The sequence below is a fragment of the Pseudomonas sp. FP2309 genome (assembly GCF_030687575.1).
In the GTDB taxonomy this organism is placed as follows: domain Bacteria; phylum Pseudomonadota; class Gammaproteobacteria; order Pseudomonadales; family Pseudomonadaceae; genus Aquipseudomonas.
On sequence record NZ_CP117439.1, the window covers coordinates 751,027 to 768,004 of the forward strand.

At 60.7% G+C, this 16,978-nt stretch carries 18 protein-coding genes; 5 read left to right on the forward strand and 13 right to left on the reverse strand.

What is annotated here, in order from left to right; all coding sequences use genetic code 11:
• Positions 1 to 6 precede the first annotated feature (6 nt).
• From cueR to PSH59_RS03255, 3 genes are all read right to left on the reverse strand, one after another.
• A complete protein-coding gene (gene cueR, locus PSH59_RS03245; protein WP_248077678.1) occupies positions 7 to 408 on the reverse strand; it encodes a Cu(I)-responsive transcriptional regulator in 402 nt (133 codons plus the stop codon).
• Positions 405 to 2,606, reverse strand: coding sequence for a cation-translocating P-type ATPase (locus PSH59_RS03250; protein WP_305394299.1), 2,202 nt, complete (start codon positions 2,604 to 2,606; stop codon positions 405 to 407). The genes cueR and PSH59_RS03250 overlap by 4 nt, the downstream gene beginning before the upstream one ends.
• Positions 2,607 to 2,672: 66 nt before the next feature.
• Complete coding sequence (locus tag PSH59_RS03255) at positions 2,673 to 3,053, reverse strand: hypothetical protein (protein WP_248077680.1); 381 nt, start codon at positions 3,051 to 3,053, stop codon at positions 2,673 to 2,675.
• A gap of 146 nt (positions 3,054 to 3,199) precedes the next feature.
• Here PSH59_RS03255 and PSH59_RS03260 point away from each other — a divergent pair, with 146 nt between their 5' ends.
• Positions 3,200 to 3,397: a heavy-metal-associated domain-containing protein gene (locus PSH59_RS03260; protein ID WP_305394300.1), complete on the forward strand. Its 198-nt coding sequence runs from the start codon at positions 3,200 to 3,202 to the stop codon at positions 3,395 to 3,397.
• Positions 3,398 to 3,481: 84 nt separating this feature from the next.
• Positions 3,482 to 4,675 carry a Bcr/CflA family multidrug efflux MFS transporter gene (locus tag PSH59_RS03265; RefSeq protein ID WP_248077682.1) on the forward strand — a complete coding sequence of 398 codons (1,194 nt, stop codon included), beginning with the start codon at positions 3,482 to 3,484 and terminating at the stop codon, positions 4,673 to 4,675.
• A gap of 8 nt (positions 4,676 to 4,683) precedes the next feature.
• Here the strand turns inward: PSH59_RS03265 and PSH59_RS03270 are convergent, their stop codons facing one another.
• The 3 genes from PSH59_RS03270 to PSH59_RS03280 all read right to left on the reverse strand — a co-directional run bounded on the left by PSH59_RS03270 (position 4,684) and on the right by PSH59_RS03280 (position 6,336).
• Positions 4,684 to 4,857, reverse strand: a complete 174-nt coding sequence (locus tag PSH59_RS03270; protein ID WP_248077684.1) for a hypothetical protein — start codon at positions 4,855 to 4,857, stop codon at positions 4,684 to 4,686.
• A 147-nt stretch (positions 4,858 to 5,004) separates the two neighbouring features.
• The gene (locus PSH59_RS03275) at positions 5,005 to 6,018 is read right to left on the reverse strand and encodes a zinc-binding alcohol dehydrogenase family protein (protein WP_305394301.1); all 1,014 of its coding nucleotides are present in this window, start codon (positions 6,016 to 6,018) and stop codon (positions 5,005 to 5,007) included.
• Positions 6,019 to 6,042: 24 nt separating this feature from the next.
• Positions 6,043 to 6,336 (reverse strand): putative quinol monooxygenase, encoded by a 294-nt coding sequence (locus tag PSH59_RS03280; protein ID WP_248077686.1) that lies wholly within the window; start codon positions 6,334 to 6,336, stop codon positions 6,043 to 6,045.
• 116 nt (positions 6,337 to 6,452) lie between these two features.
• On the opposite strand from PSH59_RS03280, the gene PSH59_RS03285 reads away from it, so the two are divergent.
• Complete coding sequence (locus tag PSH59_RS03285) at positions 6,453 to 7,382, forward strand: LysR family transcriptional regulator (RefSeq protein WP_305394302.1); 930 nt, start codon at positions 6,453 to 6,455, stop codon at positions 7,380 to 7,382.
• Positions 7,383 to 7,516: 134 nt separating this feature from the next.
• Positions 7,517 to 8,203, forward strand: a complete 687-nt coding sequence (locus PSH59_RS03290; RefSeq protein ID WP_248077689.1) for a helix-turn-helix transcriptional regulator — start codon at positions 7,517 to 7,519, stop codon at positions 8,201 to 8,203.
• Between the two features lie 42 nt (positions 8,204 to 8,245).
• Here the strand turns inward: PSH59_RS03290 and PSH59_RS03295 are convergent, their stop codons facing one another.
• Complete coding sequence (locus tag PSH59_RS03295; RefSeq protein ID WP_032887105.1) at positions 8,246 to 9,199, reverse strand: adenosine deaminase; 954 nt, start codon at positions 9,197 to 9,199, stop codon at positions 8,246 to 8,248.
• A gap of 298 nt (positions 9,200 to 9,497) precedes the next feature.
• Here PSH59_RS03295 and PSH59_RS03300 point away from each other — a divergent pair, with 298 nt between their 5' ends.
• Complete coding sequence (locus PSH59_RS03300; protein ID WP_248077692.1) at positions 9,498 to 10,427, forward strand: DUF808 domain-containing protein; 930 nt, start codon at positions 9,498 to 9,500, stop codon at positions 10,425 to 10,427.
• Between the two features lie 141 nt (positions 10,428 to 10,568).
• Here PSH59_RS03300 and nhaA read toward each other — a convergent pair whose 3' ends face one another.
• The 6 genes from nhaA to PSH59_RS03330 all read right to left on the reverse strand — a co-directional run bounded on the left by nhaA (position 10,569) and on the right by PSH59_RS03330 (position 16,913).
• A complete protein-coding gene (nhaA, locus tag PSH59_RS03305) occupies positions 10,569 to 11,771 on the reverse strand; it encodes a Na+/H+ antiporter NhaA (protein WP_248077694.1) in 1,203 nt (400 codons plus the stop codon).
• Between the two features lie 160 nt (positions 11,772 to 11,931).
• Positions 11,932 to 13,290: an 8-oxoguanine deaminase gene (locus PSH59_RS03310; protein WP_305394303.1), complete on the reverse strand. Its 1,359-nt coding sequence runs from the start codon at positions 13,288 to 13,290 to the stop codon at positions 11,932 to 11,934.
• A 144-nt stretch (positions 13,291 to 13,434) separates the two neighbouring features.
• Complete coding sequence (locus PSH59_RS03315) at positions 13,435 to 14,121, reverse strand: SDR family oxidoreductase (protein ID WP_305394304.1); 687 nt, start codon at positions 14,119 to 14,121, stop codon at positions 13,435 to 13,437.
• A 56-nt stretch (positions 14,122 to 14,177) separates the two neighbouring features.
• Positions 14,178 to 14,759: a YigZ family protein gene (locus PSH59_RS03320; RefSeq protein WP_305394305.1), complete on the reverse strand. Its 582-nt coding sequence runs from the start codon at positions 14,757 to 14,759 to the stop codon at positions 14,178 to 14,180.
• A gap of 12 nt (positions 14,760 to 14,771) precedes the next feature.
• Positions 14,772 to 15,431, reverse strand: a complete 660-nt coding sequence (locus PSH59_RS03325; RefSeq protein WP_248077703.1) for a TetR/AcrR family transcriptional regulator — start codon at positions 15,429 to 15,431, stop codon at positions 14,772 to 14,774.
• Positions 15,432 to 15,518: 87 nt separating this feature from the next.
• Positions 15,519 to 16,913, reverse strand: coding sequence for a uracil-xanthine permease family protein (locus PSH59_RS03330; protein WP_305394306.1), 1,395 nt, complete (start codon positions 16,911 to 16,913; stop codon positions 15,519 to 15,521).
• Positions 16,914 to 16,978 lie beyond the last annotated feature (65 nt).

Sequence of the window (16,978 nt, forward strand, 5' to 3'; positions counted from 1 at the left end):
CCCCTGTCATGTACAGCAAGTGCCTGAAGCCAACTCCTTGAGGATCGGGCAATCCGGTCGCTCATCCCCCTGGCAGTGCTCCACCAGGTCCTGCAGCGTGTCGCGCAGTTGCCCCAGCTCCAGAATCTTCTGGTTCAGCTCATCGATGTGTTGGCGCGCCAGGGCTTTTACATCAGCGCTGGCCCGTTGCCGGTCTTGCCACAGGGTCAGCAGCTTGCCGACTTCCTCCAGTGAAAACCCCAAATCTCGCGAGCGTTTGATAAACGCCAGCGTGTGCAGATCTTCCGGGCCGTACACGCGGTAGCCGCTGTCTGTGCGGTGTGCTGCCTTGAGCAGGCCGATGGACTCGTAGTAACGAATCATCTTTGCGCTCAGCCCGCTCTGGCGCGCGGCTTGGCCGATGTTCATGGGCGTTGATCCTCCACGTCCTTTGGTTTCCAGGTTTTTAACAACAAGGCATTGCTCACCACACTGACGCTGGACAACGCCATGGCGGCGCCGGCCAACACCTGATTCAGCAGGCCGAACGCGGCCAGGGGAATACCGATCAGGTTATACACAAAGGCCCAGAACAGGTTCTGGCGGATTTTGGCGTAGGTCTTGCGGCTGATCTCCAGCGCCGCAGGCACCAGGCGCGGGTCGCCACGCATCAAAGTGATCCCGGCCGCGTGCATTGCCACGTCGGTACCACCGCCCATGGCGATGCCGATGTCCGCGGCGGCCAGGGCCGGGGCGTCGTTAATGCCGTCGCCGACCATGGCCACGACCCCGGTTTTTTTCAGTTCAGCGACGGTGGCGGCTTTATCGGCGGGCAGTACTTCGGCGTGAACATCCGCTATGCCCAGGGCGTGCGCCACCACGCGGGCGCTGCCGCGATTGTCGCCGGTGAGCAAATGGCTGCCGATACCTCGGGCTTTGAGTTGTTCAACCGCCTCCAGCGCACCGGGCTTGAGGGTGTCGCCAAAGGCGAACAGCCCGAGCACCTTGGGGTGCGCGCCTGTTTCAATCAGCCAGGACAAGGTGCGGCCTTCGGCCTCCCACTCTTGGGCTGAGCCTGTCAGGTCGCCCGCACTCAAGCCGCTGTCTTCGAGCAGGCGGCGGTTGCCCAGGGCCAGTTGACGGCCGTCGAGGGTGCCTGCGATGCCGCGCCCGGTCAGGGATTGGCTGGCGCTGACATCCGCTACCGTCAGGCCCCGTTCGCGGCAGGCATCCAGCACGGCCTTGGCCAGCGGGTGCTCGCTGCCGCGTTGCAGCGCGCCGGCCTGTTGCAGCAGCACAGACGCGTGACCATCGACAGCGGTCAGGTGGGCGATTTTTGGCGTGCCGGAGGTGAGGGTGCCGGTCTTGTCGAACACCACGGTGCTGACTGCATGGGCGCGCTCCAAAGCTTCGGCGTCCTTGATCAGGATGCCGTAGCGGGCGGCGACGCCGGTACCGGCCATGATCGCAGTCGGCGTCGCCAGGCCCAGGGCGCAGGGGCAGGCGATTACCAGCACCGCCACGGCATTGATGATCGCGGTCTCCAAGGATGCGCCATACAGCCACCAGCCCAGCAATGTGATCAACGCCAGCACCAACACGGTGGGCACGAAGACCTGGCTGACTTTATCCACCAGTTTCTGGATCGGCGCCTTGGCCGCCTGGGCGTCTTCGACCAGGCGGATGATTCGCGCCAATACGCTTTCGGCGCCCAGGGCGGTGGTACGCACCAGCAGGCGGCCTTCGCCATTGATGGCGCCGCCGGTGACTTTGTCGCCGGGTTGTTTGGGCACCGGCAGGCTTTCGCCGCTGATCAGCGCCTCGTCGGCGTGGCTTTGGCCTTCTATCACTTCACCGTCTACCGGGAAACGCTCGCCGGGTTTGACCAGCACCCGGTCGTCGAGCTTCAGGGTATGGATGGCGACGTCTTCCTCACGACCATCCCGCACACGAATCGCCCGTTCCGGACGCAGGGCCTCCAGCGCACGGATGGCGCTGGCGGTCTGGCGTTTGGCGCGGCTTTCCAGGTATTTACCCAGCAGCACCAGCGCGATCACCACGGCCGAGGCTTCGAAGTACAGGTGCGGCATGCTGCCGGCGGGGGCGGTGAGCCACTCATACAGGCTCAGCCCGTAGCCGGCACTGGTGCCGATGGCCACCAGCAGGTCCATGTTGCCGGCGCCGGCGCGCACGGCCTTCCAGGCGGCGATATAGAAGCGTGCACCGAAGATGAACTGCACGGGGGTGGCCAGGGCGAATTGCACCCAGGCGGGCAGCATCCAATGCAGGCCGAAGGGCTGTACCAGCATGGGCAGTACCAACGGCAGCGCCAGCGCGATGGCCAGCAGCAGTGCCCAACGTTCACGGTGCAGGCGCTGGGCCTGGTTGGCGTCGGTGGCGGTTTCGCTTTGGGGCAGGGTGGCGGTGTAGCCGGCCTTGTCGACGGCGGCGATCAAGACAGCCGGGTCGATCTGGCCGAGCACTTGAACATGCGCCCGTTCGTTGGCCAGGTTGACACTGACGCTTTGCACCCCCGGCACTTTGCCCAGAGCGCGCTCGACACGCCCGGCACAGCTGGCGCAGGTCATGCCGCTGATGGGCAGGTCGAAGGTGGTCGATCCATTCATGGGGCAGTCCTCCAGGAGAAGTGGCCCTTAGGATCAACCTTGCCCTATGGGTAAGGTCAAGTGCCTTCAGTATTCCAGTGCGGCGGGCTTGAGGTACATACCGTCCTGGCCCTGGGCGATACGCAACTTGCGCACATCCCCCGCTTTGAGTGTGATGTTCTGCGCAGGCGGTGCGAGCAGGCCGGGCAGACAGCCCGGCGATTGGCCCGGCAGCAGCTTGAGGCGCAACGATACGTTACCGGGCGCCAGGTTGAATGACGTCGCTTGTTCCTGGAACAGCCGGCCTGCCAGTTGGTCATTGAGGTACAGACCAATCTCACAATTGGTCGGCACCTCCAGGCGCTCCCGGGAAATGATCAGCACGGCATAGTCTTCAGCGGCGCCGGCCTGTGGGGCAATGGCAGACAAACTCATCAGGCCGACAAGGCCAAAAAACGACCAGCGCATGGTGAATGCTCCAAGTTTGAATCAAAGAGGGCTCAAGCTTGGCCGACAGTGCCACCGAATACCAGCCCGGCCGATGTTTTCAGAACTTGACCTTGCCATCGTGGCAAGGTCGAAACTGGTTTTAACCTCATTAAAGGAGTCATGTCATGCAAGTATTCAGCGTAGAAGGGATGACCTGCGGCCATTGCGTCAAGGCGGTGACCCAGGCCGTGCAAAGCCAGGACCCGGCCGCCAGCGTCAAGGTTGATCTGGCCGCCAGGGAAGTCGGTGTGGAGAGCCGTTTGTCTGCCGAGGAGGTGATCCGCCTGATTTGCGAAGAAGGTTACAGCGCCAAGCTCGCCTGATTTTGATAGTTAGCGAGCTATCTTAATGTTCAAGGCACCCAGCCCCGGCTAGACTGTCGGGCTGCCGACTCACTTGGGTGCCTGATGAACCTTCGCATAATTCTGATTCTGGGCGCCTTAAGCGCCTTCGCGCCGCTGGCGATCGATTTTTACTTGCCGGGCTTCCCGGCGATGGCCACGGCGTTCGCCACCGATGAAAAGCATATCCAGCTGACCCTGGCGGTGTACTTCGCAGGGCTTGCCATTGGCCAATTGATTTATGGACCACTGGCAGACCGTTTCGGCCGCCGCGGGCCGCTGCTCAGTGGCGTGACCTTATTCACCCTGGCCTCTTTCGCCTGCGCCTATGCACCGTCTCTGGACTGGCTGATCGGCGCGCGTTTCGTACAGGCACTGGGTGGTTGTGCGGGCATGGTGATTTCCCGCGCCGTGGTCAGCGACAAGTGTGATGCGGTGGGCTCGGCCAAGGTGTTTTCCCAATTGATGCTGGTGACCGGCCTGGCGCCGATCCTCGCGCCGCTGGCCGGCGGGGTGATGGTTGGGTTGTGGGGCTGGCAGTCGATCTTCCTGGCGTTGACCCTCTTCAGCGTGATGGCCGCCGTCGCCGTGGCGTTCGGCCTGCCGGAAACCTTCCCGGCCCACCAGCCGCGCCAGCCCTTGTCAGGCTCGCTGCGCCGCTACTTCGGACTGCTGTCGGACCGGGTTTACCTCGGCTATGCCCTCACCGGCGCGCTGTCGATTGCCGGGATGTTCGCCTACATTGCCGGCTCGCCGTTCGTGTTTATCAAACTCTACGGCGTGCCCGCCGAGCATTACGGCTGGGTATTTGGCTCCAATGCCGCCGGTTTTATCCTGGTGGCGCAACTCAACGCCCGTCTGCTGGCCAAGCGTGGCCCGGCGTTTTTGCTGTCGCGTTCGGTGTGGGTGTATCTGCTGGCGGGCCTGACGTTGCTGGGCATCACGGCATTGCGCACGGATGCACTGTGGCCGTTGTTGGTGCCGCTGTTTATCTGCATCGCCAGTCTGGGCTGCATTTTGCCCAACACCTCTGCCTGCGCCATGAGCGGGCAGGGCGCCAGGGCCGGCAGTGCCTCGGCATTGCTCGGGTGCATCCAGTTCGGTGTGGCGGCGGGGGCGGCGTCTTTGGTCGGGATGCTGCACGATGGCACAGCCATGCCGATGGCGATGGTCATCAGCCTGTGCGGTGTATTGGCGGTGACGGTGGCCGTGATGACCCAGCGCCTGCAACGGGCCAGGGCCCTGCAAGCGCAGGTCTGAAGGACGGGTCAGCCAGCGGCGGATTGTTGCTGGCTGATCGGAAAACGATGCGGCGCCTGGATGCGCGCTTGCAGGGTATTGGCAAAGGCGCGAGCCTCGGCCTCGGTGTGGAAAATGATGGTTTTCTGGTCCAGACGGACCTCCCACTGCGATTTTGCTAACGCTTTTATCAGGATCTTCATTGCTGACTTCCTCACGTAAAAGAATCGTGGCAAAGGCGGCCAATATAAACCTGAATACGCTGGCAAATATGACAAAGGTCAACTCTCTGACTAGCGGTGTCGTCCGTTACTTACATCAATAACAGACGACACTGACAGACGTTATTTTCAGAAGCCTTCCAGTACGATTTTGCCCTTGGCCTTACCGCTTTCCAGCAGTGCATGGGCGCGGCGCAGGTTCGTCGCATTGATCACACCGAAGTGCTCGCCCACCGTGGTTCTCAAGGTGCCGGCATCGATCAGCTCAGCCACGCGATTGAGCAGGTTGTGCTGTTCGATCATGTCCGGCGTTTCGAACATCGAGCGCGTGTACATGAACTCCCAATGCAGCGACAGGCTCTTGCGTTTGAGTTTGCTCACGTCCAGCACCTTGGGGTCATCAATCAATGCCAGCTTGCCCTGGGGTTGCAGCGCCTCTACCAACTGGTCCAGATGCTGATCGGTCTGGGTCAGGCTGGCGACGTGAGTCACTTGAGGGTGGCCGGCCTGTTTCAAGGCTTCGCTCAGCGGTTGGCTGTGGTCGATCACCAGGTCGGCGCCGAGCGCCTTGGCCCATTCCTGGGTTTCCGGGCGCGAAGCGGTGCCGATCACTTTCAAGGCGGTGAGCTGGCTGGCCAATTGGGTCAAGATCGAGCCCACGCCACCGGCGGCGCCGACAATCAGCAGGCTCTGGCCTTCGTCCTGTTGGCCTTCGCGCACCTGCAGGCGCTCGAACAGCAGTTCCCAGGCCGTAATGGCGGTCAGCGGCAGTGCGGCGGCTTCGGCAAAACCCAGGCTCTTGGGCATATGGCCGACGATGCGCTCGTCCACGGTGTGCAGCTCGCTGTTGCCACCTGGGCGTATCAGGGAGCCGGCGTAGAACACTTTGTCGCCGACCTTGAACAGGCTCACGTCGCTGCCGACGGCCTTGACCACGCCGGCCACGTCCCAGCCCAGCACTTTGGCGGTGCCGTTTTCCGGAGCGACATTCTGGCGCACCTTGGTGTCCACGGGGTTGACCGAGATGGCTTTGACGTCCACCAGCAAATCGCGCGGGCCGGCGACCGGCTCCGGCAGTTCGATGTCTTGCAGAGATTTTTCGTCGTTGATCGGCAGGGATGCGTAGTAGGCGATGGCTTTCATGGTGGCTCCGTAAAAGGACAGTGATCAGGCAAGAAATGTCAGGCGCTTGAGTTCGAAGTGTTCGATCACGTCAGCCGCCTGAGCGCGAAAACTCTGGATATGCGCGCTCCTGTCGTGGTCGGCCAGCGCCGCGTCGTCGCTCCAGCGTTCGAGCATGTAGAAGGTCTCGGGATGTTGCTGGTCCTGGTAAAGGTCGTACTGCTGGCAACCGGCTTCGAGGCGAGTCGGTTCCAGCAGGCCGCGCAGCAATCGCTCCAGGGTCGCTTGTTGGCCAGGCTTGGCGATCAGTGTGGCAATGACGTTAAAGGCAGTGGACATATTCAACTCCAGGCACGTAATGGGCAGGTTGGGCAGATCATTGGCTATTTCCGCCCGCGATAAAAGCGGCTAAAACAGCACTCTGTTTCAACGGAATTTTGATAATGGAGGCGCGGATGCTGCGTTTTGATGATTTGCAGTTGTTTGTGCGTGCTGCCGACCTGGGCAGTTTGTCAGCTGCGGCGCGAGTGATGGACCTGTCGCCGGCCGTAGCCAGCGCCGCACTCAAACGCATCGAACAGCAACTGGGGACGCGCTTGCTGGCACGCTCCACGCGCAGCCTGCGGCTGACGGCGGAGGGCGAAGGCTTTTTGGAGTACGCCCGCGCCGCGCTGAGTTCACTGGATGAGGGGCGACGTTTATTGGCCAGCGGCCAGGACCACGTCAGCGGTGTGCTGCAACTGTCGGCGCCCTCGGATTTTGGCCGCAACCAGTTGTTGCCGTGGCTGGACGAATTTCAGCAGCAGCATCCCCAGCTCAACGTGCGCCTGTTGCTTGGCGATCGTATCGCCGACCTGTTCCGCCAGCCGGTGGATATCGCGCTGCGCTACGGAGAGCCTGAGGACTCCAGCCTGATCGCGTTATCGGTGGCGCCGAGCAACGTTCGCGTACTGTGTGCCGCCCCCAGTTACCTCGCGCGCCATGGCGAGCCCCGGCATCTGGAGCAATTGGCCCAGCATAATTGCCTGCTGTATATGCTGGCCAGCCGCGTCCACGACCACTGGACGTTCCACGACGGCAGGCGAGAAGTCAGCCTGACGGTGTCCGGCGACCGTTTCAGCGACGATGCGGACGTGGTTCGGCGTTGGGCGGTGGCGGGTGTGGGGATTGCCTATAAGTCCTGGTTGGATGTGAGCACCGATGTGCTGGCCGGACGCTTGCGTTTGATCCTGCCGGAGCTGCGCGGGGAGCCGACACCGCTCAATCTGCTGTGTGCCCATCGTGCTCAGTTGAGTAAACCCGTCAAGTTGCTGCGGGAAATGCTCGTGGCTCGCTGTGCGACCTTGACCGCGCAGTTGCCGGCTTGTGTGGGCGTTGGGCAATAACCTCCAACATCTCAGGAAAATTCACTCACATCCTGTCCCTATCCCTGGTGTCAGACGCCACGGAACCGGCAGTTGGGGCACCTATACTTTGGCCCCAACTGCAGTACCAAAATAGCTCGACAGGGAGTGAACAGATGGAAGAAGCACCGTGCATCAGTCAGATCGCGAGCTTGCTCGCTGAGCCAAAACGTACCGCCATGCTCTGGTCCTTAATGGACGGTTCGGCCAAGTCGTCCCAGGAGTTGGCGACAGTTGCCGGGTTGTCGGCGGCCTCGGCCAATGCGCATCTGGCCCGGTTGACGGGCAGTGGTTTGCTGCGGATCGAGGCGCGATGTGGCAAGCGGCTGTTTCGCGTGGCGGCCGCCGATGTCAGCGCCGCCATCGACGCCCTGGCCAGTACGACCCTGGCCAGTGCGGTACGCAGCACGCCGGAGGTGTCATCACCGGTCGTATCGGCGCCTCCCTCTTTACGCAAGGCGCGTCTGTGCCACGGCCACCTTGGCGGCGAACTGGCGGCGGGGCTGTATGAGCGGATGATGGTCGCGGGGTGGGTCGAACGCCAAGAGAGTCGCATCGACGTGACGGTCAAGGGCGCGCAGCACTTGGCGCGCCTGGGTATCTATGTCCAGGCGCTGGTGCCGCCATTGGTGTGCGATTGTTTTGACTGGAGTCAGCAGCAACCGCATCTGGGCGGTGCGCTTGGTGCGGGGTTGCTGCAATTGTTCCTGCAGTCGAACTGGATCAGTCTGGTCAATGAGTCCCAAGCGGTAATGGTCACCGACATTGGGCTGGAGCAGATCGTCGGGTTGGCCAGGCTATAGGCGCGGGCCGCACGTTACTGCGGCCCGTTCCGGTCTATTGCCTCAGGGTTTTACGAGTCGCGCATCCAGGCTGTTTTGCGCCAGGCGTTTGGCCTGGTCCTGGGTCATGCCCAGGGAGGTATACAGGGCATGGAAGTTTTCGGTGACATAACCGCCGAAGTACGCGGGGTCATCGGAGTTCACTGTCACTTTTACGCCACGCTCGAGCATGTCGAGGATATTGTGCTGGGCCATGTCGTCGAACACGCAAAGTTTGGTGTTGGACAGCGGGCATACGGTCAGCGGGATCTGTTCGTCAATGATGCGCTGCATCAGACGTTCATCTTCAATGGCGCGAACGCCATGGTCGATACGCTGGATTTTCAGCAGGTCGATGGCTTCCCAGATGTATTCCGGCGGGCCTTCTTCCCCAGCGTGGGCTACGGTAAGGAAGCCTTCATGCCGGGCGCGGTCGAACACGCGCTGGAATTTGCTCGGCGGGTGGCCCATTTCCGAACTGTCCAGGCCCACGGCCACGAATGCATCACGGAAGGGCAGTGCCTGGTCGAGGGTTTTCTGCGCTTCGTCTTCGCTCAGGTGGCGCAGGAAGCTGAGGATCAAACCGCTGGTGATCCCCAGCTGCTGTTCGCCGTCTTTGAGCGCAGCCGCGATGCCATTAAGCACCACTTCGAACGGCACGCCACGGTCGGTGTGGGTTTGCGGGTCGAAGAACGGTTCGGTGTGGATCACGTTCTGTTCTTTGCAGCGCAGCAGGTAGGCCCAGGTCAGGTCGTAGAAATCCTGGGACGTGCGCAGCACATCGGCGCCTTTGTAATACAGGTCGAGAAACTCTTGCAGGTTGTTGAAGGCATAAGCCTTGCGCAGGGTTTCGACGTCGTTCCAGGGCAACGCAATTTTGTTGCGCTCGGCCAGGGCGAACAGCAACTCAGGCTCCAGCGAGCCTTCCAGGTGCAGGTGCAGTTCAGCCTTGGGCAGGGCGTTGAGCCAATCGTACATAGCTAAAATCTCATCAGGTGCAATGGCGGCATTCTACAGGGCATGGCTGAAATAATCGGTAAAACCTGACCGGCAGGAGAGTATTCGTTTTATTCGCGCAAGGTCGGCAGCGAACTGCTTGAGGCCTACGGCTATTCAAGGATGAACGGCAGGATGTGCCCATGGTCTAGAAAGGTGCTTCCCGTAACCCGATGACGACAGGGCAATCCTGCGCCTGCGCAGGGGCGGTATACGGGGGCATTGGCCCGGTATGCCTGAGGTGACGGGGAACAGAATTAATCAACTCAAGGAGCCTTAGATGGCTGGCAGCAGCTTGTTCGCACTATTGGATGACATTGCCACACTGCTGGACGACATCTCGCTCATGAGCAAAGTCGCTGCAAAGAAATCGGCCAGTGTCCTGAGCGACGACCTTGCTGTGAATGCTGAGCAGGTTACCGGCATGAAAGCAGACCGAGAGCTGCCGGTGGTATGGGCTGTATTCAAGGGGTCGTTGAGAAACAAGGCAATCCTGGTGCCTTGTGCCTTGGTGTTGAATGCACTGTTGCCTGCGGCCGTTCATTGGCTGCTCATGATTGGGGGCGCGTATCTCTGTTACGAGGGGTTTGAAGCTATCAAGGACAAGCTCACGACTGGTAGAGACGATGGCACTGGGCAACCGAAGAAACCCAAGCCCAAGACACCTGAAGAGCTTGCAGCATATGAAAAGCGCAAGATTGCAGGGGCTATACGAACGGACTTCATTCTGAGCGCCGAGATCATCGTTATTACCCTGAATATCGTGACTGATGCCCCGATGCTCCAGCAGGTTTTGACGTTAGCGCTGATCGCGGTGGTCATGACAGTGGGCGTTTACGGATTGGTCGCGGGGATCGTGCGCTTGGATGATGCAGGCCTTATTCTCCAAAAATCTAAAGCTACCGGTACATGGGGTTCTGTGGTGAGGACCGTCGGGGGATGGCTGCTGTCCGCTGCACCAAAGCTCATGAAAGCACTTTCATGGATTGGGACTGTTGCGATGTTTTTGGTCGGCGGAGCGTTTATCACAGAAGGCATTGCGCCGATGCAGCATGTTGCCGAGAGGGCGGTCGAAGCGGCAGGGGCGTGGGAAACGGTCGCAACCCTAGGTATCCACTGCTTGGTAGGTGCGTTCGTAGGCATGCTTGCGGTACTTATCGTCAAAGGCTTCACCACGATCTTTGGTAAAGCCTCAACGTCGTCTGCCTGAACTCGAGTTGTGGGTGCCGATTCGCGGTTAAGAAGACATCTCGGTAGCGTTGGCGTAAAGCACGATGACCGATTTCACCAGACGATGTTCCGGCCACAGGATGTCTATCAGGGACAAAGCCTGTGGCCGGCTCGCTTACGCTTAACTGGAAATCGTAGTGGGCGCGGCGGCAGGCGCAGCGCTGCGTCGCAAAATCAGGACACCACCGATTGCAGCCAGGGTCGAACCGATCAATACACCGACTTTTACCTCATCGATCAGGTGAGCTGATCCAGCAAACGCCAGGTTTCCGATGAATAGACTCATGGTGAAGCCGATGCCACACAAGAGCGCAACACCGTAAAGCTGTGCCCAACTGCTGCCTTCCGGGAGCTTGGCCAAGCCCATACGAATGGCCAGAGCAGCCAATAGGAAAATGCCAACCTGCTTACCCACCAACAAGCCGAGCGCCACACCCAGCGGAACCGGATCGACCAGGTTTTCCATGGAAATGCCGGCAAGTGAAACACCAGCATTGGCGAAGCCGAAAATCGGCACCACAGCGAACGCTACCCACATGTGCAACTTCTCTTCCAGGAAGAGCAGTGGAGATCTGGCTTCCTCTTCCGGCTTACCCATTGGGACACACAGTGCAACGGCAACACCCGCAAGGGTGGCATGCACCCCCGACTGCAGCACGAAGAACCACAGCACACCACCGACCAGCAAGTACGGGAACAATCGTTTGACCCCCAGTCGGTTCATTGCGATCAAAATCCCCAGGGTCGCGAGCGATGCCAGTAGCATCGGCATGGAAAGACCAGTGGTGTAGAAAAAGGCGATGATGACCACTGCCCCCAGGTCGTCAATGATCGCCAGTGCGGCGAGAAAAACCTTAAGCGAAGTCGGGACTCGCTTACCTAGTAGCGACAGCACGCCCAGGGCGAATGCGATGTCGGTAGCGGCAGGAATAGCCCAGCCCTTCAAGGTCTGCGAGTTACCCCAGTTGATGGCGACGTAGATCAGCGCGGGCACAATCATGCCGCCTACAGCACCAAACCCAGGCAAGGCGCGCTGTCCCCAAGTGGAGAGCCCGCCTGCCAGAACCTCTCTTTTGATCTCGAGTCCGACCATCAGGAAGAAGATCGCCATCAGGCCATCATTGACCCAGTGCTCGATAGACATGCCCAACCACACACTGTGCAGGGCTGCGAAATAACCTTGCGAGAGAGGCGAGTTGGCCACAATCAGGGCTGCGAGTGCAGCGCCCATCAGCACAAGACCGCCAGCGGATTCCGACGATAGGAAGCGAGCCAGAATCGCGGCGGCTCTAGGGGTTTCAGCTTTAGCTTGATGATTGGTCATCAATGTCCTTGGGGCACTTAAAAGGTAAGAGATTAGCACTTGGCCCATGCCCCGTGGCGAGGTTAAACAGCCTGAAACAGTTAGGGCTGAACGGCATGGGCAGCAAGCATTCCTCAACGCAAAATTCTGAAATAGGAATTATGCCCAAACTTTAGTGGGCTCAGGTTCCGGCGATCAACTGGCGGGCGGCCTGACTATGATCGGCGATCAAGCCTTTCAGATCCAGGCCTTCGACCTGCCCGTCGATGACCCGCCATATGCCGCCGATCATCACCCGGTCCGCACGATCCGCGCCGCACAGCAGCAACGCGGAAATCGGATCATGGCTGCCGGAAAAACGCAGTTCATCGAGTTTGAACAGCGCCAGGTCAGCCTGTTTGCCAACGGCCAACTCACCGATATCCGTACGCCCCAGCAACTGCGCCGAACCTTGGGTGGCCCAGCCGAGCACGCCTTCGGGGGTGATTTTTTCTGCGCCGTAACGCAGGCGCTGGATGTATAGAGCCTGGCGCGTTTCGAGGATCATGTTGGACGCATCGTTGGACGCGGAGCCGTCCACGCCCAGGCCGATCGGTGCGCCCGCGGCGAGCAAATCCAGGGTCGGGCAGATACCGGAGGCCAGGCGCATGTTTGAGCTTGGGCAATGGCAGATACCGGTACCGGCCCTGCCGAGACGTGCAATTTCATCCGGGTTGAAGTGGATACCGTGGGCCAGCCAGGTACGCGGGCCGAGCCAGCCGACGCTGTCGAGGTAATCCACGGTACGCAGGCCAAAGCGTTGCAGGCAGAAGTCTTCTTCGTCGAGGGTCTCGGCCAGATGGGTGTGCAGGCGCACATCCAGGTCTGCGGCCAGATCGGCACTGGCGCGCATGATTTCGGGGGTGACCGAGAAAGGCGAGCAGGGCGCCAGGGCAATCTGAATCTGCGCACCATCGTCACGCTCGTGGTATGCGCGGATCAGGCGTTGGCTGTCATCGAGGATAACCTGGCCCTGTTGCACGGTCTGCTGCGGCGGCAGGCCACCGTCGGCTTCGCCCAGGCTCATGGAACCTCGGGTGAGCATGGCGCGCATGCCCAGTTCGCGCACGCTGGCGACTTGCACATCGATGGCATTTTCCAGGCCGTCGGGGAACAGATAGTGGTGATCGGCGGCGGTGGTGCAGCCAGAGAGCAGTAATTCGGCCAGGGCCACTTTAGTCGCCAGGGCCAGCTTCTCGGGCGTCAGCCGCGCCCATACCGGGTACAGGGTTTTCAGCCAGGGGAACAAGGGTTGGTTGACCACCGGCGCCCAGGCGCGGGTAAGGGTCTGATAGAAATGATGGTGGGTGTTGATCAACCCCGGAAGGACCACATGCTCGCGAGCATCGAACACCTGGGTACAGGGTTGCGTGGGGGCTTGCCCGAGGGCGAGCAGTTCGCGAATCACGCCGTCCTGCAGCACCAGGCCGCCACGGGCGTCGAGGCCATTGGCCGTGAAAATCGCGAGGGGGTTTTTTAACCAGATACGGGTCGCGGGCATTGGCCGGCTCCTCTGAATGATGGGTTCAGGTTTGCCAGCTCAGTGTTGCCCTGTCTGCTGATCCAGGGTCGCCTTGGAGGGCGAGGGGGCAGTCTACGCGCGCAGCGTTATCGACGGCAATCGGTCGATAACGCTCGTGGTTGCTTACCAGGCGATCGTATCGCCTTTGTAGTCCACGAAGTGATGGCCGCCTTTGCCGGTGTAGGCATTCACTTGATCCACCAGGCCACGCACGCTGGTGTCGACATCGATGTGCGCGTTTTCGCCGCCCATGTCGGTCTTGACCCAGCCCGGGTGCAGTGACAGCACGGTGAGTTTATGGTCGCCCAATTGGGTGATGAAACTGTTGGTCATGGAATTGAGCGCGGCTTTGCTGGCCTTGTACAGAGCCAGGTCGGAGCCGTCGGGGATGGTCACGCTGCCCAGTACCGAGCTCATGAACGCCAGTACACCGCTGTCCTTGCGTATCTGCCCGACAAAACGTTGCGCCAGGTTGATCGGCGCTACGGCATTGGTGAAGAACAGTTGGCCGACTTCCGCCAGGGTGGCGTGGCCAGGCTCCTGATTGGCCGGGCCCTTGACGCCGGCGTTGACGAACAGCAGGTCGAAGGTGTGGTCTTTCAAGCGTTGGGCCAGGGCGATCACGGCTTGCTGATCGTCCATGTCAAGCTTCTCGATCTGCGTCGGGCCCAAGGCTTCAAGGGCGTCGGCCTTGTTTGGATCACGCACGGTGGCGGTCACGTCCCAGCCGTCTTGAAGCAATTGCTTGACCAGGCCAAGGCCCAGGCCACGTGAAGCGCCGATGATCAATGCGGTTTTTGGCGTAGGCATGAAAAGCTTCCTTTAACGTCGCGGTTCAGGGTGGGCGGTGGGCAACAGTAGCAGTTTCAACGTTGCAGCAGGATGCGCCCACGGCTCAGGTCGGCCAGTTGGGTTTGCAGGGTGTCGATTTGCGCTTGGCCCAGGGCCAATTGCAGTTCGACACCGTTGGCGGTGAAGGTTTCTTCGACCACCAGTCCGCCCAGTTCGGCGACGCGCAGCTTCACCAGGTTCAGCTCCGAGAAACTACAGCCGCAGCTCAATGGCACGCGACTGATCAGTTCGATACGCTCGGCGTTTTGCAGGCACTTGTTCGCACCGCCACCATAAGCGCGGGCAAGGCCGCCGGTACCCAGTTGGATGCCGCCGTACCAGCGAATCACTAGCACGGCGACCTGATCAAACCCTTGGGCTTCAATGGCCGCCAGAATCGGCCGGCCTGCGGTGCCGCCAGGCTCGCCGTCGTCATTGCTGCGGTACTGGTCGGCCAGCTTCCAGGCCCAGCAATTATGCGTGGCGTTCAAGTCGCTGTGGTGTTCGAAAAACGCCTGGGCGTCCTGGGTGCTGGTGATCGGTGTGGCCAGGGTGATAAAGCGGCTTTTGCGTATTTCTTCGCGAAACTCGCACAGGCCGGTAAGCGTGAAAGGCATAAGTTGCTTCGTCTAGAGGGCCGGCTTGATGCCACAGCCTTTGAGAATGATGTGGATCAGGTTGGTACCGGCGTCTTCCATATCTTGCTTGGTCAGCTTGCTGCGACCGGTGACGCGGCAGATCTGGGTGGCGAAGTCGGCATAGTGCTGGGTGCTGCCCCAGAGCAGGAAAATCAGGTGGACGGGGTCGACGGGGTCCATCTTGCCTGCGTCGATCCAGGCCTGGAACACGGCGGCACGGCCGCTGAACCAGGCGCGGTAGTCCTGGCTGAAATATTCGGTGAGGCATTCGCCACCGCTGATGATCTCCATGGCGAAGATCCGCGACGCTTGAGGCTGGCGCCGCGAGAACTCCATCTTGGTGCGGATGTAACGGGTGAGGGCCACGGCGGGGTCGTCCTCGGCGGTCAGCGTGTTGAAGGTGCTGTCCCACAGTTCGAGGATATTGCTCAGCACTGCGATATACAGGCCCAGCTTGTTAGTGAAGTAGTAGTGCAAGTTGGCCTTGGGCAGCCCGGCGCTGGCAGCAATGGTGTTCATGCTGGTGCCCTTGTAGCCATGGCGCGCGAACTCATCTTCAGCAGCCTGGAGAATCGCTTGTTCGTTCTTTTGCCGAATGCGACTGGCGGGCTTACCGGCGTGGTTGCTGTGGGCAGGAACTTCGAGGCTCATGGAGAATACCGTGCTGATCGATAGAGACGACGTGTGCACAGATAACCCACCCTCAAGCCTCAGACAAGTCCCGATGCAATAAAAGCGTCAAAGCGTTTCCAGAGTGTCGCTTTCCGGCGCGTGGATTGCGTCAGTGCGGGCAGCCTTGGTCTCCGGCAATAACAGGCACAACACAATGGCGGTCAAGCCGCCGCTGGTGATGGCCGAGTCGAACAGGTTCTGCACCAGCGTCGGCATCAGGTGCAACAGGTTCGGTTGCGCGGCGATACCGAGGCCTACGCCGAATGAGGTCGCGATAATCAGCATGCTGCGTCGATCCAGCGGTGCCTGGGCGAGGATGCGCACGCCGGCGGCGGCCACGCTGCCAAACATTACCAGGGTCGCGCCGCCCAGGACCGGCTTGGGAATTTGCTGCAGTACTGCGCCAATCAACGGAAACAGACCGAGGCAAAACAGCACGGCGCCGATATACAAGCCGACGTAACGACTGGCCACGCCGGTGAGTTGGATCACGCCGTTGTTCTGGGCAAAGGTGGTGTTGGGGAAGGCGCTGAAGGTCGCGGCGATCATGCAACTTACGCCGTCACCCAGTACGCCGCCCTTGAGCCTGCTTATATAAGCGGGGCCGCTGATGGGCTGGCGCGCGATCATGCAGTTGGCAGTGAGGTCGCCGACGGTTTCGATGCTGCTGATCAGGTAAATCAGCGCGATGGGGAGGAAAGCGCTCCAGTCGAAACTGAACCCGAAGCGAAACGGGATCGGCAGGCTGACCAGAGGCAGATCGGGCAGGGCCTGCGGTACCAGTTTGCCACTGAACCAGGCGGCCACGCTGCCGAGGGCCAGGCCGATGATGATGGCCGACAGGCGTACCCACGGCGTGTTCGAGCGATTGAGGAGGATGATCGTCAACACCACGAACAGGCCCAGCGCCAGATTGGTGGGTGCGCCGAAATCAGGGGCATTGAAGCCGCCGCCCAGGTCAGTGATGCCAACTTTGATCAGGCTGATACCGATCAACGTAATCACGATGCCGGTCACCAGCGGCGTAATCACACGGCGCAGTTGGCCGATGAAACGGCTGAGTACGATCTGCACCACCGCGCCGAAAAAGCACACGCCGAAGATCATCGCCATGATGTCTTCCGGGCTGCCGCCGCGTTGCTTTACCAGGAAACCCGCCGACAGAACGGCGCCGAGAAACGCAAAGCTGGTGCCTTGCAGGCAGATCATTCCCGCGCCTATTCCAAACGGCCTGCGTGCCTGAATGAAGGTGCCGACACCGGAGACCATCAACGCCATGCTGATCAGGTAGGGCAAATGCGCAGTCAGCCCCAGGGTGGAGCCAATGATCAGCGGTGGCGTGATGATGCCTACGAACGCCGCCAGCACATGTTGCAGGGCGGCCAAGAAGGCCGGCGCGGGTTTAGGACGGTCGTTGAGGCCGTAGATCAGGTCGCTGGGGCTGGAAGATTCTGGTGGCATGGTGGGCAAACTCGAGGCGGACGGTTCTAGGTCCTTGTGCTCCTGCAAAAAACTGTCCAATTGCT

Bases quoted from the DNA above. Each gene is read 5' to 3' on its own strand.
- PSH59_RS03295 (WP_032887105.1), bottom strand. From the start codon at position 9,199: ATGTACGATTGGCTCAACGCCCTGCCCAAGGCTGAACTGCACCTGCAC.
- PSH59_RS03275 (WP_305394301.1), bottom strand. From the start codon at position 6,018: ATGAAAGCCATCGCCTACTACGCATCCCTGCCGATCAACGACGAAAAA.
- PSH59_RS03250 (WP_305394299.1), bottom strand. From the start codon at position 2,606: ATGAATGGATCGACCACCTTCGACCTGCCCATCAGCGGCATGACCTGC.
- PSH59_RS03260 (WP_305394300.1), top strand. From the start codon at position 3,200: ATGCAAGTATTCAGCGTAGAAGGGATGACCTGCGGCCATTGCGTCAAG.
- PSH59_RS03330 (WP_305394306.1), bottom strand. From the start codon at position 16,913: ATGCCACCAGAATCTTCCAGCCCCAGCGACCTGATCTACGGCCTCAAC.
- PSH59_RS03270 (WP_248077684.1), bottom strand. From the start codon at position 4,857: ATGAAGATCCTGATAAAAGCGTTAGCAAAATCGCAGTGGGAGGTCCGT.
- PSH59_RS03265 (WP_248077682.1), top strand. From the start codon at position 3,482: ATGAACCTTCGCATAATTCTGATTCTGGGCGCCTTAAGCGCCTTCGCG.
- PSH59_RS03285 (WP_305394302.1), top strand. From the start codon at position 6,453: ATGCTGCGTTTTGATGATTTGCAGTTGTTTGTGCGTGCTGCCGACCTG.
- PSH59_RS03290 (WP_248077689.1), top strand. From the start codon at position 7,517: ATGGAAGAAGCACCGTGCATCAGTCAGATCGCGAGCTTGCTCGCTGAG.
- PSH59_RS03325 (WP_248077703.1), bottom strand. From the start codon at position 15,431: ATGAGCCTCGAAGTTCCTGCCCACAGCAACCACGCCGGTAAGCCCGCC.
- PSH59_RS03300 (WP_248077692.1), top strand. From the start codon at position 9,498: ATGGCTGGCAGCAGCTTGTTCGCACTATTGGATGACATTGCCACACTG.
- PSH59_RS03315 (WP_305394304.1), bottom strand. From the start codon at position 14,121: ATGCCTACGCCAAAAACCGCATTGATCATCGGCGCTTCACGTGGCCTG.
- PSH59_RS03255 (WP_248077680.1), bottom strand. From the start codon at position 3,053: ATGCGCTGGTCGTTTTTTGGCCTTGTCGGCCTGATGAGTTTGTCTGCC.
- PSH59_RS03320 (WP_305394305.1), bottom strand. From the start codon at position 14,759: ATGCCTTTCACGCTTACCGGCCTGTGCGAGTTTCGCGAAGAAATACGC.
- PSH59_RS03280 (WP_248077686.1), bottom strand. From the start codon at position 6,336: ATGTCCACTGCCTTTAACGTCATTGCCACACTGATCGCCAAGCCTGGC.
- PSH59_RS03310 (WP_305394303.1), bottom strand. From the start codon at position 13,290: ATGCCCGCGACCCGTATCTGGTTAAAAAACCCCCTCGCGATTTTCACG.
- cueR (WP_248077678.1), bottom strand. From the start codon at position 408: ATGAACATCGGCCAAGCCGCGCGCCAGAGCGGGCTGAGCGCAAAGATG.
- nhaA (WP_248077694.1), bottom strand. From the start codon at position 11,771: ATGACCAATCATCAAGCTAAAGCTGAAACCCCTAGAGCCGCCGCGATT.